The following is a 24,465-nucleotide window of genomic DNA, read 5'->3' on the forward strand; positions in this document are numbered from 1 at the left end:
TTATGAGACTGCTTGTCAGCAAGCTCGTCAATCCCCTGTGCGCGACTTGTTGACCCCGGGTCCGCCTCGTGTGAGCCTGCCAGGTATGCCGACGTATGAGCTCTATGCCATGAACGCGGGAGACCCTCTGTGGAGCGTGCCGGCCGCCGGAGCCGCGCGCTTCAGCTGGGAGTACGACGACGGCCGCGACCGCCTCCTCGCCCTGTACCAGAAGGGCAAGGACAAGCAGTGGGACGGCCGGAAGCGGATCGACTGGGACCAGGAGGTCGACCCGTACGATCCGCTCGGCACCCCGGACGAGGCGATGACCCTCCACGGGACGCCCTACTGGGCCAAGATGACCGACCGGGACAGGGGCGAGCTGCGCAAGCACTACGCGTCCTGGCAGTTCAGCCAGTTCCTGCACGGCGAGCAGGGCGCCATGGTCTGCGCCGCCCGGATCGTCGAGTCCGCCCCCGACCTGGACGCCAAGCTCTACTCGGCCACCCAGACGATGGACGAGGCCCGCCACGCGGAGATCTACTCCCGCTTCCTGCACGAGAAGATCGGGATGCTCTACCCGGTCAACGACAACCTCCAGGCGCTCCTCGGCGACACCCTGCGCGACTCCCGCTGGGACATGCCCTACCTCGGGATGCAGGTTCTCATCGAGGGCCTCGCGCTCGCCGCCTTCGGCATGATCCGCGACACCACGGACAAGCCGCTGCCCAAGCAGATCCTCGCCTACGTCATGCAGGACGAGGCCCGGCACGTCGCCTTCGGCCGCATGGCGCTGCGCGATTACTACAAGCAGCTCACCGACGCCGAACTGCGCGAGCGCGAGGAGTTCGTCATCGAGGGCTGCTACCTGATGCGCGACCGGCTGCGCGGGGACGAGGTCCTGGAGAACTTCGGCATCCCCAGGGCCGAGGCCGCGGAGTACAGCGAACAGTCCGAATTCCTGCACCTGTTCCGGCAGTTGCTGTTCAGCCGCATCGTCCCCTGCGTCAAGGACATCGGCCTGTGGGGCAAGCGGCTCCAGCAGGCGTACGTTGACATGGGCGTCTTCGAGATGGGCGACTCGAACCTCGACCTCCTGATGGCCCAGGACGAGGAGATCGCGGAGAAACTGGACGCCGAGCGGTTCGCGGCCGAGGAGCAGGAGCGGGTGGCGGAGGTACGGGAGGCGATCGAGTCCGGGGCCGCGGAGGACTGACGTTCCGGCGACTTCCGGCCGGGTCACCGCCGTCCACCCGTCTGGAGTACGGTTCTGGCGTGTCCACGCCTCCACCGCCCCAGCATCCGCAGAACCCGTACGGGCAGCAGCCCCAGGGCCCGTACGGCGGACAGCCGCCCGCGCCGGCCTACGGTCAGCAGCCGCCCCCGAGCCCGTACGGCCAGCAGGCCGCGCCCTACGGACCGCCGCAGGGAGCCCCGTACGGGCAGCCGGGTCAGCCCGGCCAGCCCGGCCAGCAGCCCTACGGCTGGGGTGCGCCCCCGATGGCGCCGCCCCCCAAGAAGAGCCGGGTCGGTCTCGTCCTCGGCATCGTGGGCGGAGTCGTCGCCCTCGTCGTCGTGATCGTCGTGGGGCTCGCGGTGATCGGCTCGAAGACCGACAGCGGCTTCCCCGACGCGGAGTTCAAGCTCACGCTGCCCAAGACCCTGCTCGACGAGCGCTACGAACTCGGCCAGGACCTCTCCGACTCCGAGGGCTCCAAGGTCGAGGGCGAGGCGGACGGCGCCTGGGACGCGCGGGACGTCACCGCCGTGGTCGGCCAGTACAGCGTCGGCGGCGACACCACCAAGGGCAACCTGGTCATCTCGGGCATGTACGGCCGGTTCAAGAACACCGGCACCGCCCGCGACAAGATGATGGAGGGCGCCGCCGAGTCCGACGGCGCCAAAGTGGCCGTACCGCCGAAGGACTTCAAGCCCGCCGGCTCGGACACCACGATCACCTGCCAGGTGCTCACCAAGGACCAGCTGGGCACGACGATGACCATCCCGATGTGCGGCTGGGTGGACGGCAACACCGGCGCCTCCGTCGCCGAGATCACCGCGGAGAGCATGACGAAGGACCCCTCCGACGTGAACCTGGAGGCGGCCGCCAAGACCGCGGTCGAGGTGCGCTCGGAGATCAGGAAGCCGATCGGCTGAGCGGCAGCCGCGGCGTCACGGGACGCCACGGCGAACGGGGCCGGGCCCGTCGCTCTCGTCGGCCCGGCGGGACCAGTGTCCGCCGGGTGGGTGGCAGTGGGCGGCGCAGCCGCCGCCCGGGCCCGCCCGCGCTCACGAGTCGAGCACGGCCTCCATGACGGCCCTGGCGATCGGCGCCGCGTCCCCGCCGCCGCTGATGTCCCCGCGACGGGCCGCCGCGTCCTCCACCACCACCGCGACCGCCACCGCCGGCTGCATCTCGTCAGCCGCCTGCGCCCAGGAGATGAACCAGGCGTACGGCGTACCGGAGTTGCCGATGCCGTGCTGGGCGGTACCGGTCTTGCCGCCGACCGTGGCGCCCGGGATCGCGGCGTTCGCGCCGGTGCCCTTCCGCACCACGTCCGTCATCATCTGCCGCAGCTTCGCGGCGGTGGACGGCCGCATCGCCTGGCGGAGCGTCCTCGTGCCCTTCGTCCGCACCGGGGTGCCCGCCGCGGTGGTCGTCCGCTCCACCAGGTACGGCGCCTTGACCGAGCCGCCGCCCGCCACCGCCGCCGAGATCATCGCCATCTGCAGCGGGGTCGCCCGGGTGTCGAACTGCCCGATGGACGACAACGCCAGCTGCGCCCGGTCCAGCCGGGTGTCGAAGTTGCTCGGCGCGACGGACAACGGAATCCGCAACTCGCGGTCGTTGAAACCGAAGTTCGTCACCGACCTGGTCATTTCGTCCAGCCCCACCTCCACGCCGAGCTTCGCGAAGACCGTGTTGCAGGACCACTCGAAGGCGTAGCGCAGGGAGGCGTCCCGGCAGTCCGACACCTCGTTCGTCAGCCGGGTCGTGGTCCCCGGCAGCGTGTACGGGTCCGGGGACTCGGTCCGCGCGTCGAGGTCGGTCACCGTGCCCGAGTCCAGCGCCGCCGCCGCCGTCACCACCTTGAACGTCGAACCCGGCGGATACGTCTGCCGGATGGCCCGGTTGAGCATCGGCCTGGCCTCGTCGCCGTTCAGCCGCGCCCACGCCCGCTTCACCGCCGCGCCGGTGCCCGACAGCTGTCCCGGGTCGTACGAGGGCGCCGAGACCAGCGCGAGGATCCGTCCGGTGGACGGCTCGATCGCGGCCACCGCACCCCGGCGCGCGCCCAGTCCGCGGAACGCAGCCCGCTGCGCCGCCGCGTGGATCGTGGTGATCACCTCACCGCCCGGACTCCTGGCCCGCGTGAAGCCGTTCCACAGGGGGAGCGGGGCCAGCAGGGGATCGGCGCCCGACAGGACGCCGTCCTCCGCGTTCTCCAGCAGCGAGGTCCCGTACACCTGCGAGGCGAAACCTGTGACCGGCGCGTACAACGGCCCGTTCCGGTACGTCCGTTCGTAGCGGAGCTGCTCGCCCGTGTCCTCGGACCCGGTGACCGGCGCGCCGCCGACCACGATGTCCCCGCGCGGCTGGCCGTAACGCGCGATCGTCCCCCGGCGGTTGGCCGGATTGTCGTCGTACGACGGCGCCTCGACGAGCTGGACGCGGACCGCGTTCACCACGAGCGCGACGAACAGCACCGCGCACAGCACCGCCGCCCGGCGGATGTAGCGGGTCACGGCGCCTCCGTCCCGTCGTACTGACTGCGCGCGGAGTCGCTGACCCGGATGAGCAGCGCGACGATGATCCAGTTGGTGACGACCGAGGAGCCGCCCTGGGCGAGGAACGGCATCGCCATTCCGGTGAGCGGGATCAGCCCGGTCACCCCGCCCGCGATCACGAACACCTGCAGCGCCAGGATCGAGGCGAGACCGATCGCCAGCAGCCGCCCGAACGGGTCGCGCAGGGCGATGCCGGCCCGGTAGCCGCGCTCCACCAGCAGGGCGTACAGCAGGAAGATCCCGCAGAGCCCGGTCAGGCCCAGCTCCTCACCGGCCGTCGCGAGGATGAAGTCCGACTTGGCGGCGAAGCCGATGAGGATCGAGTGCCCCAGGCCGAGACCGGTGCCCGTCACACCGCCCGCGGCGAACGCGAAGAGCGACTGGGCCAGTTGGTTGGGTCCCCGGCCCGCCTCGATCGACGCGAAGGGGTGCAGCCAGTCCTCGACCCGGCTGTGCACATGCGGTTCGAGCCGGCCGACGGCGACCGCGCCGACCACCGCGAGCAGCAGCCCCACCGCGATCCACCCCGTGCGGCCCGTGGCGACGTACAGGAGGATCACGAAGAGGCCGAAGAAGAGCAGCGAGGTGCCGAGGTCCCGCTCCAGGACCAGCACGCCCACACTCAGCAGCCAGATCGCGACGATCGGCCCGAGCACCCGCCCGGTCGGCAGCTGGAGCCGGGTGAACCGCCAGACCTGCCGGCCCGAGTACGCGAGCGCGTGCCGGTTGGCCGCGAGGTAGCCGGCGAAGAAGACCGCGAGCAGCACCTTCGCGAACTCGCCCGGCTGGAAGGAGAAGCCCGCGACCCTGATCCAGATCCGGGCGCCGTTCACGGACGGGAAGAAGATCGGCAGGGTGAGCAGGGCGAGCGCGGCGACCACGCTGACGTAGGTGTAGCGCTGGAGCACCCGGTGGTCGTGCAGCACGACGACGGCCACGATGAAGAACGCGACGCCGAGCGTGGACCAGACGAGCTGGGTGGTGGCCGCCTGGTCGTGCGGCGTCTCCAGGTCGAGCCGGTAGATCAGCACCAGGCCCAGGCCGTTGAGGAGCACGGCGATCGGCAGCAGCACCGGATCCGCGTACGGCGCCCGCAGGCGCACCGCGATGTGGGCCAGCAGCGCTAGCACGCCGAGCCCGGCGCCGTAACCGGCGGCGCCGGGCGGGAGGGTGCCGTGCTGCGCGAGACCGACGGCGCAGTAGCCGTACACCGAGAGCAGGACGGCGACCACGAGGAGGGTGAACTCGACGCCGCGGCGCCGGGGCAGGCGTACGGCGGAGGTGGGCGGATCCGCTGCCACGGTGGTTCCGGCCTCGATCATGTCCGGAACGTAGCAAGCGTGGGACCCCGATGTCCTGTTATGTCGCTACAAACGGGCCAACGCGGTCTGCCTCGGAGCGCGGTGCGCGCCGGGGTGGCGTGGTCAGCACCGGCGGGGGGCCGCACCGATGGTGTCGATGTGCTTCGCCGAACCCCAGGCCCAGGTGCCGTCCGTGAGGAGGTACCAGAGGTTGTCGTGGCCGACCCGCTCGCCACTCGTCCTGCACAGGATGTGGACGGTCGCGCCGTACGGCTCTACGCGGATGACCGCGCTGCCGCGGGCCGGCGCGTCGCGCAGCACCAGCCCGCCCCGGGCCGTGACCCGGCCGGTGTAGAGGCTGGGGCTGTGGTTGCCGTCGTGGTTCCAGTCGCGGCCGATGTTGTTCCAGCCCTGGCCGCCTTCGTTCCAGCCCTGGGTGTCGTTGTGGTCCTGGCTGCTGCTGACCTGGCTCTCGCCGGAGTCGGAGTGGGAGTCCCGGCCGTCGGCGACGGCAGCGGCGGTCGTGGCGACCAGCATGGCGAGGGCGCCGCCGGCGGCGACTGTGCCGAGGTGGGCGCGCGTGGACCGCAGAGTCATGGGGCTCCTCCGTGAACGAGGCGAAGCTGACTGTTCGCCACACTAGGAGGGGCGCCGCCGGTACGCCCGTCCTGCTGCGCCATCGGAGACACCCGGAGGGGTCTCGACAGCCGCGGGGCGCGAGGCGCGGGCGCTGGGTGGGGCGGGGCAGGGCATGACCTTGCGGTCGGGTCGGGTCGGGTCGGATCAGGTCGGATCAGGTCGGATCACCGGTCCAGGGGGTCGGGTCAGCGGTCCGGAAGGTCGGGTCGCGGGTCCAGGGGGTCGGGTCAGAGGTCCGGAAGGTCGGATCAGCGGTCCGGAAGGTCGGGTCGGCGGTCCTGAGGGGCGGTCCAAGCGGTCCTGCGGCGGGTCAGCGGTCCTGAGGGTCGGTGTCCGGTGTCTGCGCGGCGAGGTCCGGCGGCGCCTCCGGCCCCGTCGGCGGGGGCCCCGTCCCGGCCCGGGGGAGCGTCAGCGTCGCGACCGCTCCGCCGTCCGCGGCGTTGCCGAAGGTGAGCCGTGCCCCCAGCACCTCGGCCTGGCCGGCCGCGATGGTCAGGCCGAGCCCGTGCCCCCTGGCACCGCCCTCCGTGCGGAACCGCTGCGGTCCGTGCGCCACGAGGTAGTCCGGGAACCCGTCACCGTGGTCCCGCACGGTCACCACCGGCCCGTCGACGGTCAGTACCACCGGGGGCCGCCCGTGCTTGTGCGCGTTCGCCACCAGATTGCCGAGCACCCGTTCGAGCCGACGCCGGTCGGTCTCCACCCAGACGTCCCGCACCACGCGGATCTCCGTGCCGGACTCCCTCACCACCCGCCCCGCGAGCGCAGCGAGCCGCATCGCGTCGAGGGCGGGCCGCTCGCCCCCGGTGTCGAGCCGCGAGATCTCCAGCAGATCCTCGGTGAGCGTGCGCAGGGCGGCGACCCGGTCGCGGACCAGTTCCGTCGGGCGGCCCGGCGGCAGCAGCTCGGCCGCCGCGTGCAGCCCGGTCAGCGGGGTGCGCAGCTCGTGCGCCACGTCCGCGGTGAACCGCTGCTCGCTCAGCAGCTTGCCCTGCAGCGTCGACGCCATGGTGTCCAGCGCACCGGCCACCGCGGCCACCTCGTCCTGGCGCCGCGTCGGATCCTTCGTACGCGGATCGTCCACCCGTGCGTCCAGATCCCCCGCGCTGATCCGCCGGGCCACCTGCGCCGTCCCGTGCAGTCGCCGGGTCACCCGCGTCACCGCGAACGCGCCCACCAGCAGCGTCGCGCCGATGGCCGGCGCCGAGGACCACACGATCGCGTCGTCCAGCGCGTCGATCGTGCGGGCGCCCTGCGCGTAGTCGACCCGTACGGCCAGCGCGTGTCTCTCCTCGGCAGGTCCCGCCGCCCACATCGTGGGGCGCGGGTCGTGCTCACCGACCATCGTGCCGCGCCGCCCGCCCGCCGCGAGGGCTCTCAGCCGCGCGGGCAGCCCCGGCGGGTCGACTCCGGCGCCCGGCGGCAGCCGGTCCCCCGCCTCGTACGACGCCGTAGCCGCGGTGAGCCGGTCCAGCGCCTGCGTCCGGGCCTCGCCCACGGTGTGGTTGGTCACCGACACGTGCACGAGCAGCCCGAGCAGCGCGGCCAGCGCGCAGCACATCACCGTGATGAAGGCCGCCGCCTTCCCGGTGAGGGTGGCCGTCCACCGCGGCAGGGCCGGTCTCACGAGGCGCTCGCCGACGGCACCGGCGACCCGCTCGGCGCCGGGGTGCCCACGCGCAGGATCTCGTCCCGGGTCGCCAGCATCGCGTGCTGGTGCCGGTCCCACGTCCACACCGTCCGGTACTCGTAACCCGGCAGCGTCGAGGGCGAGCGGATGATCACGGCCCGGCCCGCGAGCTCGACGCCGGCCGTGCTGTCCGCGGTGCCCATGATCTGGACCAGCTCGTGCCCCACGAACGTGTACACCCGCACCGCCAGCTGGTTCCCGGGGAAGCGGATGCCGAGCACCATGTCGTCCTTCCCGTCGCCGGTGAGGTCCCGGTAGTAGGCGCGCAGGACCGGGCACTTTCCGCCGTGTGCGGCCCCGCCGCCGCAGTCGTCGAGCCGGTCCGCCGTCTCGCCGTACGAGGCGTGCGGGCCGCTGTACTGGTCCGGGTGCGCGGCCACTTCGGCGCGCACCACGTCGAGCGGGTCCACACGGTGGATGTCGTCGCCCGGCGCCGTGACTCCCCGGACCTTCTCGGTGTCCGCCTCGCCGTAGTCGAGGGCGGGCGTCGAGGCGGGCGGAACCTCCGGCCACAGCCGCGTCGGACCGACGGCCGTCGGCGTGGAACCGGCTCCGCGCAGGTCGCCGGGGTCGCCGCAGGCCGTGACGGTCGCGAGGAGGAGAGCGGCGAGGGCGGCGGCCGGGGCGAGGGTGGCGCGGCGGTGAGGGAGCGCGGGGCGGGAGCGGTGCTTGGGGTGGGGGCGGTGCGCGGGGTGGTCGGGGCAGTGCGCGGGGTGGGCGGGGCGGTCCGGTGTCACTGGGCTCCTGGGTGCGGGGCGACGCGACGGTCCGGTCCACCTTATGCGCGTTATGTACGGTGCTCCTCGGCAGGAAACCCCCCTTGTGCGCCGGGTCGGGGCGCCGCGCTACTCGGCGAGTTCCTCGAGAAGCCGGGCCGTCGCCAGGCCTGACCGCAGGTACTCCACGAAAAGCTCGTTGTGCAGTGCCCACGGCGAGCGGCGCGTACGGATGAGGCGGATCGCCTCGTCGGGGGCGCGACCCGCGCGGATCAGGGCGTGCGCCACGACGAGCCCCGACCGGTTGTAACCGTGCCAGCAGCGGACCAGCACGCGCCTGCCGTCGTCGAGCGCCTCGCACGCGGACTGCGCCAGACGCATCACGCCCGCCAGTTGCGTACCGTCGAGGGGGCCGTCCGGGATCGGCCACACGTGGTGCTCCACGCCCGGGTCCGGACCGTGTCCGGGGAGCCGCAGCAGCGTCAGGACCAGGTCGAACTCGTCGTGGACCACCGCGAACTCGTGCTGTCCCGGGTGTGCCCGGAACTCGTGGCCGCCCATCCACAGGCCGGGGACGATCTCGTTCCAGGCGCTGTCCGGGGCCGGTACGTCGGAATGCTTCCCGCGGGTCCGCAAAGGTGCCTCCCCCCATGGCGGTCCCCAGCCTCGGGCCCGGCCGACTCCTGCCAAAGGTAACGGGGTTCTTGCCCCTGGTGCACCCCTCCTGTTCCCATGGTCATGGGGTGATGGTGCATGAGCGGACTGCGCGTCATACCGACCTGGCGGCACGGCCAGGAGCGGCTGTACGTCTGTCGTACGGACGGGAGCAACGTCGCCTGGTACGACCGTGAGGCGGCCCGGGTGAGTGTGCTCAGCGAGGACCGGCGCGAGGACGTGCTCGACGCGCTCGGCCCCTTCCTCACCGGGCCGGTGACGGTGGGACCGCCACCCGTCCCGACGCCCGCCGAGCTCGCCCGCCTCACCCTGCACCCGGACGACGACCTGGCGCCGAACCGGCCCGGCGAGGCGCTGCTGATCGCCCTCGACCGTGATCCGGGGCCCGCGCACCGGCTGCGGCCCGATCCGCGGCGGCGGGCGCTGGCCGTCGAGCAGGCCGTCGGGGAGGCGCTGGACGAGTTGGACGGCGCGGGGTGGCACACGCTGCACTCGGTGCCGCTGCCCGGCGGGGACCGTCTCCACCACCTCGTGATCGGTCCCGGCGGGCTGTTCTCCGTACGGACCCTGTACGCCCGCAGGCAGCGGGTGTTCGTCGCCGACCCGATGGTGACGGTGGGGCGCCGGGAGCCGCAGCCGCTGCTGCGGGAGGTGCGGGCGGAGGCGGACCGTGCGTCGTACGCCCTGACGGCGGAGGTAAGGCCCGTGCTGGTGCTGGCCGAACCCGCCGGGGTGGCGGTGACCGCTCCGCCGCGTGCGGTCCGCATCCTGCGGGATGCGGACGTGCCGTCCTTGGCCCGCCTGGGCGGCGTCCTGAAACCGGCGGACGTCGAGGCACTGCACGCGATGGCACGGGACCGGGGGACGTGGATGCGGGTGTGAGCGGTACGGGTGTGAGCGGTGCGGGTGCCGCGCCTGCTTTCCGGCGGGGCGGGTCCGTCCGGTTACGCCCTGGCTCCGGTGGGTGGGTCCGTCCGGTTACGCCCTGGCTCCGGTGGGTGGGTCCGTCCCGTCGCGCCTTCGCTCCGGTGGGTGGGGCGCCTGGCCCCGGTGGGTGGGTCGGGGCCGTGCCGGTGCATCCGCCCGTTGCATGTCGGGCGTGCACGCTGGTGACGGGGGTGAACCGGGGTTGTCCGCCCGACCTGCAACGGGCATCTGATGTACCGGCACGGCCCCTTCGGCGGGCGGGCGGGTGCGGGCCGTTCGGCTTGCGGAGGGCATGGACTCAAGCGCCAGAGCAAGGGTGCCCCCGGCCGCGCGAGGCCGCTCACTTCGGGAGCGGCCTCCCGTGCCCGGGGTCCAGCAGCGGTGCCAGCAGGTCTCCGTACCGTGCGAGGCGGGGCTCGATGTCCGCGGCCAGGAAGACCAGGTGGCTGGGGTCCGTGCAGTCCGCGACCTCGTCCCACGTCACCGGCGCGGAGACGCTCGGCTCGGTCCGGGCCCGCAGGGTGTACGCGGTCGCCGTCGTCTTGCGTGCTGCGTTCTGGCTGAAGTCGACGAACACCTTCCCCGGCCGCAGGCTCCGGGTCATCCGGTGGGTGACCCGGCCGGCCAGCGCCGCCTCCGCCTCCACGGCGAGCTTCTTGGCGTAGGCCGACACCTCGTCGGACGGCGTCGGCTCGATCACCGCCAGCAGGTGCAGCCCCTTCGAACCGGACGTCTTCGCGTACGCCTCGATCCCGTCCGCCGCCAGCCGCTCCCGCAGCCACAGCGCCACCTCGCAGCATTCGACGACGGTGGCGGGCGCCCCCGGATCGAGGTCGAAGACCATCCGGTCGGCGCACCCGGGCGTCTCGATCCGCCACTGGTGCGTGTGGAACTCCGTGACGAGGTTCGCCGCCCACATCAGGCTCGGCAGATCCTGGATCATCACCATCCGGGCAGGGCCCTCCGAACGCGGGACCTCGGCCGTGGTGACCCAGCTGGGCGTACCGGGCGGCACGTTCTTGGCGAAGAAGACCTGGCCGTCCGGACCGTCCGGGTAGCGCAGGAAGGACAGCGGCCGGGCGTGGAGGTGCGCCAGCAGGGCGCCCGCGTTCGTCGCGTAGTAGTGCAACAGCTCGCCCTTGGTGAAGCCGGTCGCCGGATACAGGACCTTCTCCAGGTTGCTCAGCGCGAGCCGTCGCCCCTCCACCTCGGTAATCGGCGTCATACGATGAGAATCCCACGAAACCAGGTGATATCGACCTGAAAGGTGCGGCACGTGAGATCCATCTGGAACGGCGCCATCTCCTTCGGCCTGGTCAGCATCCCGATCAAACTGGTGAACGCCACGGAGAGCCACTCCATCTCCTTCCGCCAGATCCACCTGGAGGACGGCGGCCGCATCCGCTACCGCAAGGTGTGCGAACTGGAGGACCGCGAGGTCACGACCGGCGAGATCGGCAAGGGCTACCAGGACGCCGACGGCACGATCATCCCGATCACGGACGATGATCTGGCCCAGCTCCCGATCCCGACCGCCCGGACCATCGAGATCGTCGCCTTCGTCCCGGCCGACCGGATCGACCCCCTCCAGATGGACACGGCGTACTACCTCTCCGCGAACGGCGTCCCCGCCGCCAAGCCGTACACCCTGCTGCGCGAGGCGCTGAAGCGCAGCAACAAGGTCGCCATCGCGAAGTTCGCCCTGCGCGGGCGGGAGCGCCTCGGCATGCTGCGCGTCGTCGACGACGTCATCGCCATGCACGGCCTGCTCTGGCCGGACGAGATCCGGGCGCCCGAGGGCGTCGCCCCCGAGACCGGCGTCACCGTGCGCGACCAGGAACTGGACCTGGCCGACGCTCTGATGGACACCCTCGGCGAGGTCGACCTGGAGGATCTGCACGACGACTACCGCGACGCCGTCGAGGAACTCATCGCCACGAAGGCGTCCGGCGAGGAGGTGACGGGTCCGCCCGCCCGGGAAGGGGACGGCGGCAAGGTGCTCGACCTGATGGCCGCGCTGGAGAAGAGCGTGCGCGCCGCCAAGGAGTCCCGCGGCGAGGAGACCCCGGCGGGGGAGGAGGCGGAGGTCACGCACCTCACGGCCCGCAAGCAGTCGCCCCGCAAGCAGACCTCGCGGAAGTCGGCCGAGGCCGCCCCGAAGGACGTCGGCGGAAAGAAGTCCACGTCGGCCGCGAAGAAGACCGCGGCCAAGAAGACGGCGGCGAAGACAACGGCCACGAAGACGACGGCCACGAAGACGACAGGCGCGAAGAAGGCCCCGGAGAAGAAGTCGACGGCGGCCGGGAAGACGGCCGCGAAGAAGACGACCGGGACCACGGCCAAGTCCGCGGAGAAGAGCGGAACGAAGAACGCGGCGAAAAAGGCCGCACCCCGCAAGCGCGCATCGGCCTGAAGTCCACCGCGTCCCGGTGAGGCGCAGCACGAGTACGCCCCGCTGCGCCCGCAGGCGCCACGCGCGACAGGCACATGGCGCGACCCTTCGGGACCACCGCCGGCCGTCACTTCGTCTCGTCCCGGCCGGGCCGTGTCCCTACGGCCGCGAGTTGAAACGCGAGTCCCTGGAGCGCACTTGCTCCGCTACCAGGGCCCGGTGGGCGCAGTCAGGCCGGTGATCAAAGCCTCGTAAGCCCTCATTGTCCGGGCCGATACGCCGATGTGATGATTGCGATCGTGTCCAACAACGGGGAAGACAGAACGGCGAACGCGCACCGACCAAGATCCCGCTTGTCCGACTACGTGGACAAGTACGTCCCGGCACCGGCCGAGCAGCCCCCGGTCCCGGTTGCCGAGGATCCTGAAGTAGCCGCCCGCAGAGAGCGGTTCGCGGAGCTGCTGGAGGAGTTCCGGCACACGCCGGTGCTGGTGCCGCTGGGTGAGGCGGACGGGGCGGACGCTGAACGCGGGCTGCTGACCGCCGACTGGAACGGGGTGCGCTTCATCCTGGCGTTCTCCGACGGGCAGGCGCTGGCGCGATACGCCCAGGCCCGGGGCGAGTTCGCGCGGAAGTGGACGTATCAGACGGTCCTCGGCGCGCGGTTGCTGGATGTCGCGGTCCCGGCCGCCGGGGTGCCCTGCGGGGTGGCGCTGGACTGCGCGGACGGGCCGGACGGGATGGTGTTTCCGCCGGTGCGGGGCGTCGTTCCCGACCGGGCGGCAGTCGACTACGAGACGGGGGACGTGGCATGACCGGTGACGGGGGCAAGGATCTCAAGGCGGACGGGCTCGCCCTGATCGCCCAGGGCCTGACCGAGGCGCTGGGCGAGTTGAAGGAACTGGGCATGGTGGGCGAGGCCGGTGCCGGGCGCGGCTTCGGCGACATCGCCCTGTCCGGGCTGGAACTCGGCCACGAGGGGCTGACGGCCGGCTTCAAGTCGTTCTGCGAACGCTGGGAATGGGGCGTGCGGTCGCTGATCAACGAGGGCAACGGGTTCGCCGTGAAGACGGGTCTGTCCGCGGGCACTTATTACGAGACCGAGCACTACGTCGAGGGCAGCTTCAAGGCCGTCGCCAACTCGGCCATCGGCAATCCGTACGCCTCCGAGGAGGAGGTGGAGGAGATGGGCTGGGGCGACCTTGCCAAGTCCGGTGTCTACGGCGGCGACGTGGACTACAGCAAGGAGTCCTTCGACCAGGCGCTGGCCAACAGCGGGCAGGCCTGGAAGGACGCGGGCCGGGACGTGATGACCTCGCACACGGTCGGTCCGCTGGGCCTCAACCCCGAGAATCTGCACGGCACGCTCGGGGTGTCGGACCAGGAGTACGACAGTTTCCTGGACGACACCTTCGGCCCGTCTCCCGAGGAGCGAGCCAAGGCGGCCGAACAGCAGGGCGCTGACGGCTGATGGGACTCGGAGACCTCACCAACTCGCTTCTGGGCGGCGCCGAGGACCTCTACGACGCGGGCAAGGAGAAGCTCGGGGAGGGTGTCGACTGGACCACGGACAAGCTGGGCGAAGGCCTGGACAAGGTCGGTGCGCACGACTGGGCCGACAGTGTGGAGGACTGGGGCGACGAGATCGCCTCGGACCTGGGCGCCACCCCCGGTGAGCAGCAGCTCGGCCAGACCGAGGAGGCCAACGAGCTCGTCCACGGCAACCCGGACAGGATCCGCGAAAGCGCCAAGCACCTCAAGGACTTCCAGGGCGCCTTCGACAAGGTCGGTTCGGGCCTGAAGAAGGTCGACTCGTCCGGCTGGCAGGGCGAGGGCGGCGCCGCGTTCCGGGAGAAGTTCGGCGTCCACCCCGCCAAGTGGGCACAGGCGTCCGAGGCGTGCGAGGCGGCGGCGGGGGCGCTGGAGGCGTACGCGGGCACCGTCAAGTGGGCGCAGGGCCAGGCCAAGGAGGCCGTGGAGCTCTACAAGAAGGGCGTGAAGGCGTCCAAGGACGCGGCCGACGCGTACAACAAGAAGGTCGACGCCTACAACGCGAAGATCAAGGCGAACGAGGACCCCGGTCCGAGGCCCGAGCCGTTCAAGGACCCCGGCAAGGCCGACGTCAAGGCGGCCGCCGAGAAGCTCGCCGAGGCCCGCAGGCAGCGCAACACGGCCGCCTCCGAGGCGCAGGGCAAAGTGAAGGCGGCCGTTGCCCACGCACCCGCCGAACCCCCGCCGCTGGAGCGCCTCGGCAACGACTTCGTGGACGGCTACCAGGCCGTGAACACCGAACTCACCCATGTCGTCGGCGGCGCTCTCAAGGGCACGGCCGGACTGGTCAATTTCGTCCGCGGCCTCAACCCGACCGACCCGTACAACCTCACCCACCCGGCCGCCTACCTGCAGAACGTCAACATGACGCTGGCCGGCCTGGTCTCCACCGCCTCCCATCCCGAACGGGTCGTCCAGGCAGCTGTCGACGGCTTCAAGAAGGATCCCTCCGAGTTCGTCGGCCGCCTCATCCCCGAACTCATCGGCACCAAAGGAGCCGGCCTCGCCCGCGGCGGACTGCGCATGGCGACGAAGGAGGGCCTGGAGACGGCTGCGCAACGCGGAGCGAGGGAAGGCCTCGAGCGTCAGGCGGCCAGAGGTTCCGGGGACCCCATGCCCGAGCGTGCGGACGTCATGCAGGCGCTGCGTGACTCCAACCCGCAGATCGTGAACAAGAAGTGGCCCGACACGGAGGGCCATTACTATGCGGACCGCGTGCTGGCCGGTGGTCGTCCGGACGGCGAGAAGGTCTTCGCCGGTCACGGCTATCTCCCAGGCAGAGCCGGCGAAACCGTGGTGCCCGAGGGAACCAACGTCTCCTTCTACGTGCAGCACGGAGACGCACTTCCCGGACTCAACGGCCTGACCGTCGAGCGAGGCGTGTATCCGGGAGGCTACGTGGAGACGTTCGGTCCGGGCGATGTCATCCCGAACTACACGCTGGCGCCTCCCGCGTCGACGGGCGGCGGAGGTTTCAGCGTGTTCGAGAATTCGACGACCGTCGGCAAAGAGACCGCGATGAGCGAACTGCTGAAGCCCGGAATGGGAAATGTGCACTGGGCGGCGTGCCGTGAGCTCAAGTAGAATGCCCTGATCTGTGAGGAGCCGTACATGGCTGTAGAAGAAAAGCGCCACTGGGTACTGACCGATGTGTCACTCGTCGTAAAGGGAAGCGATCTCCAGCCCGCGGAGATCACGTCGTTCCTCGGTATCGAGCCCACGGGTGTGCGCAACCCGGGACCCAGCAAATGGGGTCGTCCGGACGAGGTCGACGGAGAATGGGGGATCAACTGCAACTCGAACGTCAGCCGTGACTTCCACGAGCAGTTGGACACCATCCTTTCCACCACGGAAAGCAAGCGGACCGAGCTGGCGCAACTGGTCGAGCGGGGGTACGAAGTGATCGTCGACATCTACGGCTTCTCGGGTAACGACTGCGCCCTCACCCTCAAGCCCGAGGAAGTCAAGCGAATCTCCGTCCTGGGGTTCCCTCTCCGGGTCGCGGCCAATATGAACGAACGCTGAACGAACGCCGAAAGAACAACCATGGAACCTGGAGCGAAATTGAAGACGTGGGCTGACTTGAGCGCGTCCTTGGTTGTGGCAGGTCAGGAAGTGGACTCTGCTTCCCTGCTCGGCGAGTTGCAGCTCGCCGCCAGTGAAGAGCTGTCCTCGGCCGGGGGCGTGGACGTCTACTCCGGCCCGGGCTGGGCCACGCTCACTGTTGACGAGCGGCACTCGAAAAGCGCCGACGAACAAGCCGCGCACCTCGTCGCGCTCCTCGGCCCCCGCAAGCCGGCGCTCGACGCGCTGAAGGCGGCTGGGAAATCGGTGAAGGTCGATGTGTCAGGCGTGCCCGAGTCAGGATCGGCACTCCGCATCTCACCAGACGTTCTCGCCGGTCTCGCCGAACTGGAAATCCCGGTCACCTTCACGACGGTCACGGCATCCGGCGAGGACGAGGAAGACCCACTGGCCTGGCTCGGGTGAATCGACGGGGGCTACTGGAGCCCCGGGGCAGGATGCGATCCCCCGCTACTCCGGTCTGCCCGCTGCCGTCCGAGACTGTGCGGGGTGAGCGGCGGACCCACCGCAACGCGGCTATGCAAGCGGTCGACTTGGGGGAGCTGCGGGAGAACCACCCCATCGCGGCGGTCCGCTGGCGGACACCGAAGGAGTCCAACCAGGTGAGCCCGTGCATCGTCGCCAACCCGGGGCAGGCTCGCAATCTCCTGGCAGCCGTCTCCATGTGGGCGGGTACCTGCGTGCCCGCGACCTCGTCTCGTAGGTCTGTTCGTCGCCATGTATGTCGGTGGCCTTCGGCCGGCGGAAGCGGTCGGCCTCGTCGAGACGGACCTGACCCCCTTCCTGGACGGGACTGGGGTTCGGCCCTGCTGCATCGGACCCGCCCGTCGGTCGGCAAGCAGTGGACCGACTCGGGGAAGACCCATGACGACCTCGGGCTGAAGAGCCAATCGATCGGGGACGTGAGACGCGCGCCGGCAACAGCGTGGAGGTCCTGCTGCCCCGGATACCGGCGAACTTGACTGGCCTGCCGCTCGACCGGGACCGGCGCCCGAGCGCCGCAGCCCGGACGAAGCGGCAGGCCAGCGGTGTCATCAGCTTGGGAAGCTGCGGAAATTGAGGGGTCGTTCCAGGGCTGACCCGCGGCGGAAGCGGTGGCGGCGCCTGGCTGGCGGTCGGCTGATTCCCCGAGGTTACCCGCAGGATCTCGCACAGGAATGACACGACCCGCGCGGAGGCTGGCCTTGGGTCGTTTGAGCCTCAGCCGGCGAAAGTTACCACGATGTCGGGCGGGCCAACCGATCAGGTGCGCTTGTGTCTCGCTGCACCCCCACCAACCTCAGCCACGGTATCGGGCGCCGCTGGCCCTCCTGCGGCAGGGCCAGCTAACACACGACTCCAGAGCCCTCTTGGCGCTCAAACAACTAGCAGGCCACGGAGCAGTTCGTGGCAGATCATGTGAGCCAAGTATGTCAGTCCCAGCGGCACGCTGCTCTTTGCGCTTCCTTGCGCAAGTCGGAGTAAAGCGGAGCATTAAGTTCCGTTTTTGATTAGGTGACTTGTAAGTCGATGGGGCTGGTCGAGGGCTTTATGGACGCGTTCAAACTCGAGATTCGGCCATCGTGGCGCGGTGGCGCCTAGGGGATCTGTGCGATAGCCTGCAACGTTCACTTCCACGAGGGGGCGCAGCAGGACCATGCCAGTAGTCACGCCTGCCGATCTACTGTTGCTTCACATCGCAACTAGCAAGAGCGCTGCAATTTCCGCCATCCCTACGGGGGGAGGAAGGTACCCTTTTCCAATCTCGCAATTGATGCAACAGGTCGTGGTGGACCGGTTGCTACTCGCAGGTGAACACTTGAGGGCGGGAGACAAGCTTCTTTTCGACGCACAATACAGATCGGCAATTAGTCGCCATTATTACGGTATGTATCATGCGGCCCGAGCTATCGTGTTTGCCGAGAATAAGGGCGATGATTACGAGCGGCATAACGTTCTGCCTAGGAACCTTCCGTCGGCTCTGCCTGATTCCGCAGCTCGTGAAAACGAGTTGACGGATGCTCGTCTGTTGCGCAATCAAGCGGATTATGATGCGTACCCACTCAATGGGAATGATTGGGAAAATGACGCGCGTGGGCTCGCTGTAATAGCCGCAAATTTTCTCCAGGTCTGCGAGTCATTCGCCTCAACGAATGGGTATATCTGATGTCCAGTGTCAATTATGAGTCCCTGATCTCCGGCGCTCTCGAAGAGGCTGACATCTCAATCATCCGGGTTGATGAGAGGTCTTTTCCCGGCGAGAGGTGGTTCGTCGTATGGGTTGCTGAAGAATCTCTGGTAACCGCGCAGAGTCTTGCAGGGTCCATTGAGCAGGCGCTGAATGATGTATCGGAGGCGGTCAATCAGTCTCTGGTCGTGACGTTCAGGCCTCATCGGGCAGAGGAGAAAAAGACAGATGAGGTAAAGGATAAAGGTCCTCTTTCGGGCCCGAAAATGGATCAGCTTATCCAATTGCTAGAGGCAAGGTCTCGGACCTCCGATGCGCTTCCGAGTCTGAAGTACATGGAAGACCCTAGGGCCAGCCTCGCAGCTGTTGGTGCATCAAGGCACCACCTCGTTTATGGGCGACGGGGTGTTGGGAAAACAGCTCTTCTACTCGAAGCGAAGCGGAGTGCAGAGAGAGACGGGCACGTTACTGCTTGGATTAACGCGCATACGCTGCGGCGTCTAGATGTTGCTAGTGCGTTTCTCGGGATTGCTGAGGTCGCCCTTAACTCCTTGATCCAGCATGCTGGGTCTTCACAAGGTGACTCGTATGTGCGACTCAAAGATAGCAACGCTCGACTAGCACACTTGCGTACAGAAGGACCCGTTTCCGACTCGGTCCTCGGTGAGATGGTTGCCGAGTTGAACCGGTCTCTCCGCTCTGTTCTGCGAGAAGGCCTTGTTCGCCTCTACTTGTATATCGATGATTTCTATCTCTTTCCACAAGCCGCGCAACCTCACTTGCTGGACTGTGTTGCAGGCATGCTTCGTGACTGCGATGGATGGATCAAGGTAGCCAGCATCGAGCGATTGACCAGACCGTTTGAGCCATCGTCGAGAATTGGCATTGAAGTCCCCCATGATGCTTCAAAGATCGATCTCGACGTGACGCTCGAAGATCCTGGATCTACGCAGCGATTCCTTGAATCGGTGTTGGCTAATTACACAACCACTGCGGGACTGGCTAAGCCATCCAGCATCGCGCAAAGTGCTGCACTCGGTAGGCTGGTTCTCGCTTCAGGTGGCGTGCCGCGTGACTACTTGAACCTTTTCGCTTCCTCGATTGTGGCCGCACGGTCCCGTCCGAAGGCGCGTGAAATTGGAAGGGAAGATGTCGCGGATGCCGCTGGTCGTGCGGCTAGGAGCAAGAAGAGAGATCTAGAGCAAGACGTTTCCTCTGACAGTGCGGTTAGCCTGACTGCCGCTTTGGATACTTTGGCTGAGGAAGTGCGTGGAGCTGGATACACATACTTCAGGGTTGACGTTGCGCAGAAATCTCATCAGTTCTACGAGTTGCTGGGCCAGCTTGTAGATTTGCGATTTGCGCACTTGATTCAGTCCACGCTTTCCGATCAACATAGGCCGGGGGTTAAATATGAGGTGTATATCCTTGACCTAAGTGAGTACGCTGACGTTCGCCTAAAGCGGGGATTGGCTATTCTTGACCTGAAGGATGGGAAATGGAGTTTCCGGGTTAGTGGCACGGCGGGAACGCAGAAGCAGCTTCCCGGCACTCTTTTGCGTGACGAATTGCGGCGTGCTCCAGTTGTCGATCTGGAACGACTTGCAGGGAAAGCGGCTGAACGAGTAGCGGGCTTCTAAGTACCGGAGGCCAGCGAGTTGGTCGGTGGCCTGCTGAATTTGAAATCGAGCATGATCGGGGGGTTGTGTAGTGACTTGGGCGAGTTTTAACCTGCTCGCAGTGTGCACGAGTCGCCCCCTGATCTTGCTCGATTCGGGACCCAGACCGGAGAGATGGCCAAAGCCATGGAGTCGGCCGCCCCACCACGAGGAAACTCCTCCCGCAGCAAGCGGGGGATTGGTGAGAGCGCGGCACAGGCGCTGGCCGCGCGGAGCGGGGCGGAGACAGGAGCGCAGGCCCGGCCGGGGGCCGTGCCACGCGCGGTGAGCGAAGCGAGCCGCCTTGATGACGTAGAGAAAGTCTGAGCCAACTCGGGCTGTGCTACAGCCGGAACGACAGCTCCAGCTCGTCGCCTGAAAGGTGGAACTCCTCCAAGGCGAGGGGCTTGTCCGACTCGGCGAGGGTCACGCGGATGACGTGGAGCATAGGGACCCCGTCGGCGAGTCGTAGCGCCTGAGTCTGGTCGCGTAGAGGCGTGCGGGTGCGGTTGTACTCTGTGAAGTAGAGCTCGTGTCCCAGGCTGGCGAGTGCCGTATAGAACTCCGGCGTCGGCGGTGGGGCGTCCTCCTGGTACTTGGTGTCGATGAGCACTGAGAACGGGACATACGTCCGGTGGAGTCGACGGAGATGCCCGTGGTCCGCGGTTTGCAACGCGTCGTACGTGAACATCGGCTCGCCCGGGGGATGCGGGGTAGGTCCGCCAGGGCTAGCAGGGCGTCGGTGCGGGTGGCTAGTGCTGTGACCGGATTGGTTCACCGGGTTGGCGGTACTGTCCGCGCATGAATCAGCTCCCCTGCACTTTGGAAGCCCTCGTTGTGCGCACCGACTTCTCGGCAGACGGTGCTTGTGACACTCTGCGGGCGGCGCTGTACTCGCCTAGCAGGGACGGCTTCTTGGCCAACGTCGCACTCGTTGATGACCGGAGGTACGAGGGCTTGACGCCCGACCAGGCTCTCGACCTGATCCCTGCAGAATACCGGCATCCACTTCTGGTTCTGGCGGACTTTGTAGCTGTCGCCTCGACCGAACTGCCGCTCCTCGTGGTGGACCTGCGGGGCGAGCGTGGGCGGTGTGTCCGCGTTGTGGCAGCCGAGCTGTGGGGCATCGAGAACAACCTCTCGGGGGCGAACATGGACTTCGAGGAGTTCGCTGGCGCCGTCGGCGACGACGGCGTTTTCCGAGGCTTCTGAGTCATTGGCCGCCAGGCGGTGTCAGGCTGCGGGTGCGAGGGGGCGTCCGCCCCAGCGGACACCCTTTTCGCTGCGGATGCGGGCGCGTTCTCTGCGCTGGGCTGCGAGGACGTCGGGGTGGCGGGCATTGGTGTTGCGCCAGCGCAGATATCGGTGCAGGGCCCTGGTCTGCGCGGGGTGCTGCGATAGTTCGAATTCGACAGGGTGAACTGCCGCAGCGGGCCGAAGTGCGCCTCGATCGGGTTGGCCCAGGAGGCATAGGTCGGGGTGAAGCACAGCTCGACCTTGTTCTTCTTTGCCCAGCGGCGGATGTCCATGCCGGTATGGGTTGAGAGGTTGTCCAGAATGATGTAGACCGGGGCGCCGTCGGGTCGGGCGGCGCGGATCGACTTCAGCGCGGCCAGTGTGTTGGCGGTGCCCTTTCGGCGACGGTTGACGCCCCACAGAGTGTCGTCACCGACGGAGTAGCAGCCATGGAAGTAGGTCACACCGTGCGTGCGGTGGTAGGTCGCCGGCAGACGGTCGGGCTTGCCCTGCTTCGCCCAGCAGGAGCCCGCAGTGGGACGGATCCCCAGGGGCCCGAACTCGTCGAAGGCGAAGACCCGGTCCGGGAAGTGCTCCAGCACCTGCTCGATGCGTCGAGCTTGGCGTCACGCTCGGGGTCGGGTGACTCCTTCCAGGTCTTGGTGCGCTGGAAGGTGACGCCGCGGCGCAGGAGCAGGCATCGTAAGGCTTCGCGGCCGATGCGGATGACGCGTCCGTGCGCGGCGCAGGTAGGCGGCGAGTTTGCGGATCGACCAGCGGGTGAAGGGCTGGCCGAGCTTGGTGGGGCGGGTGGTGGCCGTCTGGACGACGTAGTCCTCGTCGTCAGAGGTGAGCAGGCGGGGACGGCCTCCCGCCCAGCGAGGGTCCAGACAGGCCAGACCGATCTCGTTGAACCGGGGGATCACCTCCCGCACCGTGTCCTCGTCCGCCTGGACCAACTGCGCGATCACCGGGACGCGGTTCCCGCCGGCGGACGCCAGCAGCATCATCGCCCGCCGGTAGCGCACCGAGCTGGTACTGCCCCGGCGCACGATCTGCTGCAGCTTTTGCCCTTCCTGATCGGTCAGTCTGCGCACCCGCACAGGCTCAGCCACCACACCTCCAGCGGTCGGATCGGACGTCGCCGCCCATCCAACCGCCCCAACCACCAACCCGGCGAAGGTTCGCGGTCACAGCACTAGCAGGCACCCCCGCTAGGTCTAGCACCCCCGCTAGCACCACAAACAATGCCTGATCAGCCCGCTAGTGCCTAGCGGGCTCCCCGTCGCACACCCCGAAACCGCCCTGAGAGGCCCCTTGTGACCCTCACAGTCGCCGCTAGCCTGCTGACCTTGCTGTTCACGCTCTGTTACGTCGGACTGTGCGCGTCCAGCCCGTTCGGCAACTGCCCGCAAGTGCCGTGGCTTCGGCTACGCGCTCAAGAAGGACCGCTGCGGACGCCTCAAGCCCGGCAAGACCTGCCGCCGCTGCCGGGGCGACCGCAAGCGCATCCGCCTCGGCCGCCACCTGTTCAACGTCGCCATGCGCATCCACCGCGACGGCACCCGCTGACCTGACCCCATCTGTGAACCCGGAGGTCATCCATCGCCGTTACGAGGGCTGCATCGACGGCCACGAGGCACTGAACAACAAGAAGATCGAAATGGCGATGGGATGGACCACCCGAGCAACTGACTGAAGCAAAGGAGGGGGTCGCGGAAGGCCCTCACTGTTGAAGCGTTTCCTCGCATCGGGCCCTGCTGCGGCAGGGCCCCTTGTGGAATAGCTACCTAAGCCATCCAATAGTCAACTTCGCAGGTCACCGCTTGTATGTCACTCGTTCAGCGGGTGATTCTTGTTGTCTTACGGGAAGGGATCTAGCATGAGGAATCCGTTAACGAAGGGGCAGGTCCGTGGTGATCCGGCAGGTTGAAGGCAGCTTTCCCGCCCCCCTTGAGTTCGCCTTTCAAGGCGAATGCGGCAAGGTTACAGAGGTGACCGTCTCAGACATTGTCTTCCGATTCAAATGCAGCCATGGCCAGGGAGCAACCACATCAGGCGGGGTGAGCGCACCCGTGACTCCTTCTGGCGCGCGCGAAATTCCGCAGCCGATCGATTTCGAGCAGGGGCCGTTGGCTCTTGCTTATCAAATGGATGCCGGCGATCTTGGCGAATTTGTGAGCCAGCTCTCAGGCGTAGATAGAGGTCGCGATGCTCTAACTTTCGAGATCCCTGGTGATCCAGCGGGCAGTGACCTGAGCGCTCTTGTCGATCGGGCGGCAAATCAGGAGCGCCCCCTTAGACTGGTTTTCGGGCATGGCGGATGAATCTAAGGTAAAGGAGGCTCCGTCACTGGGGTTGGCTTCCGACCGAATCCGAGAAGCGGCTAAATGGTTGATCGTCAGCTTTGCGGCCGTGGGGGTCACCCTCTTTGGTGGCTTGCAGTTGGCTAACATCGGTCAGCTGTCGGCAGATCAGCCTAGCCGATTGATCCCGGCGGCTCTAGGATTTCTACTTGGGCTTGTGGGCTTGGCACTTGCCATTTACGCGGCGAGCTCCGTCGTAACGGAGAGCTATGCAAGCCTCTGGTGGCTGACTGGACAGGCGAACGAGCAGCTTCGATTGGCGCTTGAGCGGGACCCGACACTTCTCGGCGGGTACCCGACCATTGCGTCGTTGATGGAGGAAATTGAACAGGCGCAGAAGCGAAGGAAGGAAGCCTATGGGGCGAGATACGCGGAGGCCCCAGAAGGCGAGAGTGATAGTGATCGGAAATCTCGCATGGAAAGGGTCGATACCGAGTTTTATCACGCTAGCTATACGCTGCAATCGCTGGCGCAGGTGGAGCAGAGGGTTCTCCAGGTTGCGAGCTTCGATCGAGTCGGAAAGGCGTATGAGGAGTCTAGAACTAAAATGTTCTGGGGGGCCGGTATTGCGGCTTTGGGAATCGGGCTCTTTGCGTGGGGAGTAAACCAGCCGGCTTCGCCAAAAAGCGTAAAGGCGGAACAGGTTCTCCCGCCATCTCCTAGCAATGTCACTGCGGTGATCAATGAAAGTGGCGCCGACAGTCAGCTCGTCTCAGGCAAGAGTCTCCGGCAAGCCCTGGGCAAGGATTGCGACCTATCGAAAGTCGGAGCGATTGCCTTGAGTGCCTCAGGCGACACATACGACTTGGTGTCCCTCAAGACAGACAAGTGCAACTCCGTATACTTTACTGTGAATCCGTCTCAAGGCAAGGTAGTGCCCCGTAAGGCTGAACAGTAGGGGTCATCAGCAGGGCAAGAGACGGTATGGGCCCCGGCGGCACTCCAGGGGTCATCTTGCGATCGATCCCGACGCTGGGGATTGGCTGGCGAGGGGGCCGCTGCGGCTTCCTGCGCCAGAGTCCGCGCACGGAAGGGCTGAAGACTCACTCGCTACTCACTCGCGATCAGTGAGCGACAGCGACAAAGAGCCGGACCCAGTGGGGCTGGGTCCGGCTCTTGATGTCTGGCACTTCCGCAAGTCAGCGGGTTGATCGCGCTGGTCTGGCTTCTGTGCCCCCGGCAGGATTCGAACCTGCGCACACGGCTCCGGAGGGCACTCCGGTCCCAGATGTATGCGCAGGTCACAGAGCTTGGACAGGTCAGCGAGCGATCGCTCGTCCACAGATGGTCCACG

Annotated in this window: 22 protein-coding genes and 1 pseudogene; 14 read left to right on the forward strand and 9 right to left on the reverse strand. The window is 67.8% G+C overall.

The genetic code is table 11. The annotated features are described in order from the left end of the window. The first annotated feature begins 85 nt into the window (after positions 1-85). The gene (locus tag ACFYP4_RS19730; protein WP_388786591.1) at positions 86-1,195 is read left to right on the forward strand and encodes a ferritin-like domain-containing protein; all 1,110 of its coding nucleotides are present in this window, start codon (positions 86-88) and stop codon (positions 1,193-1,195) included. A 59-nt stretch (positions 1,196-1,254) separates the two neighbouring features. Next, positions 1,255-2,136, forward strand: a complete 882-nt coding sequence (locus ACFYP4_RS19735; RefSeq protein WP_358852755.1) for a hypothetical protein — start codon at positions 1,255-1,257, stop codon at positions 2,134-2,136. A gap of 132 nt (positions 2,137-2,268) precedes the next feature. Here the strand turns inward: ACFYP4_RS19735 and ACFYP4_RS19740 are convergent, their stop codons facing one another. The 6 genes from ACFYP4_RS19740 to ACFYP4_RS19765 all read right to left on the reverse strand — a co-directional run bounded on the left by ACFYP4_RS19740 (position 2,269) and on the right by ACFYP4_RS19765 (position 8,750). Continuing rightward, positions 2,269-3,726 (reverse strand): penicillin-binding transpeptidase domain-containing protein, encoded by a 1,458-nt coding sequence (locus ACFYP4_RS19740; protein WP_388786594.1) that lies wholly within the window; start codon positions 3,724-3,726, stop codon positions 2,269-2,271. Then, complete coding sequence (locus tag ACFYP4_RS19745; protein ID WP_358852757.1) at positions 3,723-5,090, reverse strand: FtsW/RodA/SpoVE family cell cycle protein; 1,368 nt, start codon at positions 5,088-5,090, stop codon at positions 3,723-3,725. The genes ACFYP4_RS19740 and ACFYP4_RS19745 overlap by 4 nt, the downstream gene beginning before the upstream one ends. 102 nt (positions 5,091-5,192) lie before the next feature. Then, on the reverse strand, positions 5,193-5,666 hold the full coding sequence (locus tag ACFYP4_RS19750) for an SH3 domain-containing protein (RefSeq protein WP_358852758.1): 474 nt from the start codon (positions 5,664-5,666) through the stop codon (positions 5,193-5,195). A gap of 352 nt (positions 5,667-6,018) precedes the next feature. Next, positions 6,019-7,335, reverse strand: coding sequence for an ATP-binding protein (locus ACFYP4_RS19755; RefSeq protein ID WP_388786598.1), 1,317 nt, complete (start codon positions 7,333-7,335; stop codon positions 6,019-6,021). After that, positions 7,332-8,135, reverse strand: coding sequence for a hypothetical protein (locus ACFYP4_RS19760; RefSeq protein WP_388786601.1), 804 nt, complete (start codon positions 8,133-8,135; stop codon positions 7,332-7,334). Before ACFYP4_RS19760 ends, ACFYP4_RS19755 begins: the two co-directional genes overlap by 4 nt. A 108-nt stretch (positions 8,136-8,243) precedes the next feature. Then, positions 8,244-8,750 carry a protein phosphatase gene (locus ACFYP4_RS19765; protein WP_358852761.1) on the reverse strand — a complete coding sequence of 169 codons (507 nt, stop codon included), beginning with the start codon at positions 8,748-8,750 and terminating at the stop codon, positions 8,244-8,246. A 117-nt stretch (positions 8,751-8,867) separates the two neighbouring features. On the opposite strand from ACFYP4_RS19765, the gene ACFYP4_RS19770 reads away from it, so the two are divergent. Further along, a complete protein-coding gene (locus ACFYP4_RS19770) occupies positions 8,868-9,671 on the forward strand; it encodes a nuclease-related domain-containing protein (protein ID WP_358852762.1) in 804 nt (267 codons plus the stop codon). 385 nt (positions 9,672-10,056) lie between these two features. On the opposite strand, the gene ligD is transcribed toward ACFYP4_RS19770, so the two are convergent. After that, complete coding sequence (gene ligD, locus ACFYP4_RS19775) at positions 10,057-10,941, reverse strand: non-homologous end-joining DNA ligase (protein WP_358854020.1); 885 nt, start codon at positions 10,939-10,941, stop codon at positions 10,057-10,059. A 51-nt stretch (positions 10,942-10,992) separates the two neighbouring features. Here ligD and ACFYP4_RS19780 point away from each other — a divergent pair, with 51 nt between their 5' ends. The 8 genes from ACFYP4_RS19780 (at position 10,993) to ACFYP4_RS19815 (ending at position 19,551) form a co-directional block, all read left to right on the forward strand. Next, positions 10,993-12,129 carry a Ku protein gene (locus ACFYP4_RS19780; protein ID WP_358854021.1) on the forward strand — a complete coding sequence of 379 codons (1,137 nt, stop codon included), beginning with the start codon at positions 10,993-10,995 and terminating at the stop codon, positions 12,127-12,129. 266 nt (positions 12,130-12,395) lie between these two features. Further along, positions 12,396-12,923, forward strand: coding sequence for a hypothetical protein (locus ACFYP4_RS19785; protein WP_388786606.1), 528 nt, complete (start codon positions 12,396-12,398; stop codon positions 12,921-12,923). Next, positions 12,920-13,579: a hypothetical protein gene (locus ACFYP4_RS19790; protein WP_358854023.1), complete on the forward strand. Its 660-nt coding sequence runs from the start codon at positions 12,920-12,922 to the stop codon at positions 13,577-13,579. Before ACFYP4_RS19785 ends, ACFYP4_RS19790 begins: the two co-directional genes overlap by 4 nt. Then, positions 13,579-15,243: a putative T7SS-secreted protein gene (locus ACFYP4_RS19795; protein WP_358854024.1), complete on the forward strand. Its 1,665-nt coding sequence runs from the start codon at positions 13,579-13,581 to the stop codon at positions 15,241-15,243. Before ACFYP4_RS19790 ends, ACFYP4_RS19795 begins: the two co-directional genes overlap by 1 nt. 27 nt (positions 15,244-15,270) lie before the next feature. Then, entirely contained in the window at positions 15,271-15,684 is a 414-nt protein-coding gene (locus tag ACFYP4_RS19800) for a DUF4279 domain-containing protein (RefSeq protein WP_358854025.1), read from the forward strand. 21 nt (positions 15,685-15,705) lie between these two features. Next, positions 15,706-16,149 carry a hypothetical protein gene (locus ACFYP4_RS19805; RefSeq protein ID WP_358854026.1) on the forward strand — a complete coding sequence of 148 codons (444 nt, stop codon included), beginning with the start codon at positions 15,706-15,708 and terminating at the stop codon, positions 16,147-16,149. A gap of 1,348 nt (positions 16,150-17,497) precedes the next feature. Beyond that, complete coding sequence (locus ACFYP4_RS19810; protein WP_358854027.1) at positions 17,498-17,890, forward strand: HEPN domain-containing protein; 393 nt, start codon at positions 17,498-17,500, stop codon at positions 17,888-17,890. Continuing rightward, positions 17,890-19,551 carry an ATP-binding protein gene (locus ACFYP4_RS19815; RefSeq protein WP_358854028.1) on the forward strand — a complete coding sequence of 554 codons (1,662 nt, stop codon included), beginning with the start codon at positions 17,890-17,892 and terminating at the stop codon, positions 19,549-19,551. The genes ACFYP4_RS19810 and ACFYP4_RS19815 overlap by 1 nt, the downstream gene beginning before the upstream one ends. 361 nt (positions 19,552-19,912) lie before the next feature. Here ACFYP4_RS19815 and ACFYP4_RS19820 read toward each other — a convergent pair whose 3' ends face one another. Beyond that, positions 19,913-20,260: a hypothetical protein gene (locus ACFYP4_RS19820; RefSeq protein WP_358854029.1), complete on the reverse strand. Its 348-nt coding sequence runs from the start codon at positions 20,258-20,260 to the stop codon at positions 19,913-19,915. A 110-nt stretch (positions 20,261-20,370) separates the two neighbouring features. Between ACFYP4_RS19820 and ACFYP4_RS19825 the strand changes: the two genes are divergently transcribed. Then, positions 20,371-20,781: a DUF6924 domain-containing protein gene (locus ACFYP4_RS19825; RefSeq protein ID WP_388786613.1), complete on the forward strand. Its 411-nt coding sequence runs from the start codon at positions 20,371-20,373 to the stop codon at positions 20,779-20,781. Between the two features lie 21 nt (positions 20,782-20,802). Here ACFYP4_RS19825 and ACFYP4_RS19830 read toward each other — a convergent pair. Next, positions 20,803-21,920 (reverse strand): annotated as a pseudogene (locus ACFYP4_RS19830) (IS630 family transposase). Between the two features lie 798 nt (positions 21,921-22,718). On the opposite strand from ACFYP4_RS19830, the gene ACFYP4_RS19835 reads away from it, so the two are divergent. Further along, entirely contained in the window at positions 22,719-23,132 is a 414-nt protein-coding gene (locus tag ACFYP4_RS19835; RefSeq protein ID WP_358854031.1) for a hypothetical protein, read from the forward strand. Then, a complete protein-coding gene (locus ACFYP4_RS19840; protein WP_388786616.1) occupies positions 23,122-24,069 on the forward strand; it encodes a hypothetical protein in 948 nt (315 codons plus the stop codon). The genes ACFYP4_RS19835 and ACFYP4_RS19840 overlap by 11 nt, the downstream gene beginning before the upstream one ends. Positions 24,070-24,465: the final 396 nt, after the last annotated feature.

The organism is Streptomyces sp. NPDC005551 (genome assembly GCF_042871785.1).
In the GTDB taxonomy this organism is placed as follows: Bacteria; Actinomycetota; Actinomycetes; order Streptomycetales; family Streptomycetaceae; genus Streptomyces.

Excerpts from the sequence above, each read along its gene's own strand:
- ACFYP4_RS19730 (WP_388786591.1), top strand. The coding sequence starts at position 86 with ATGCCGACGTATGAGCTCTATGCCATGAACGCGGGAGACCCTCTGTGG.
- ACFYP4_RS19745 (WP_358852757.1), bottom strand. The coding sequence starts at position 5,090 with ATGATCGAGGCCGGAACCACCGTGGCAGCGGATCCGCCCACCTCCGCC.
- ACFYP4_RS19750 (WP_358852758.1), bottom strand. The coding sequence starts at position 5,666 with ATGACTCTGCGGTCCACGCGCGCCCACCTCGGCACAGTCGCCGCCGGC.
- ACFYP4_RS19770 (WP_358852762.1), top strand. The coding sequence starts at position 8,868 with ATGAGCGGACTGCGCGTCATACCGACCTGGCGGCACGGCCAGGAGCGG.
- ligD (WP_358854020.1), bottom strand. The coding sequence starts at position 10,941 with ATGACGCCGATTACCGAGGTGGAGGGGCGACGGCTCGCGCTGAGCAAC.
- ACFYP4_RS19785 (WP_388786606.1), top strand. The coding sequence starts at position 12,396 with ATGATTGCGATCGTGTCCAACAACGGGGAAGACAGAACGGCGAACGCG.
- ACFYP4_RS19790 (WP_358854023.1), top strand. The coding sequence starts at position 12,920 with ATGACCGGTGACGGGGGCAAGGATCTCAAGGCGGACGGGCTCGCCCTG.
- ACFYP4_RS19795 (WP_358854024.1), top strand. The coding sequence starts at position 13,579 with ATGGGACTCGGAGACCTCACCAACTCGCTTCTGGGCGGCGCCGAGGAC.
- ACFYP4_RS19800 (WP_358854025.1), top strand. The coding sequence starts at position 15,271 with ATGGCTGTAGAAGAAAAGCGCCACTGGGTACTGACCGATGTGTCACTC.
- ACFYP4_RS19805 (WP_358854026.1), top strand. The coding sequence starts at position 15,706 with ATGGAACCTGGAGCGAAATTGAAGACGTGGGCTGACTTGAGCGCGTCC.
- ACFYP4_RS19810 (WP_358854027.1), top strand. The coding sequence starts at position 17,498 with ATGCAACAGGTCGTGGTGGACCGGTTGCTACTCGCAGGTGAACACTTG.
- ACFYP4_RS19815 (WP_358854028.1), top strand. The coding sequence starts at position 17,890 with ATGTCCAGTGTCAATTATGAGTCCCTGATCTCCGGCGCTCTCGAAGAG.
- ACFYP4_RS19820 (WP_358854029.1), bottom strand. The coding sequence starts at position 20,260 with ATGTTCACGTACGACGCGTTGCAAACCGCGGACCACGGGCATCTCCGT.
- ACFYP4_RS19825 (WP_388786613.1), top strand. The coding sequence starts at position 20,371 with ATGAATCAGCTCCCCTGCACTTTGGAAGCCCTCGTTGTGCGCACCGAC.
- ACFYP4_RS19840 (WP_388786616.1), top strand. The coding sequence starts at position 23,122 with ATGGCGGATGAATCTAAGGTAAAGGAGGCTCCGTCACTGGGGTTGGCT.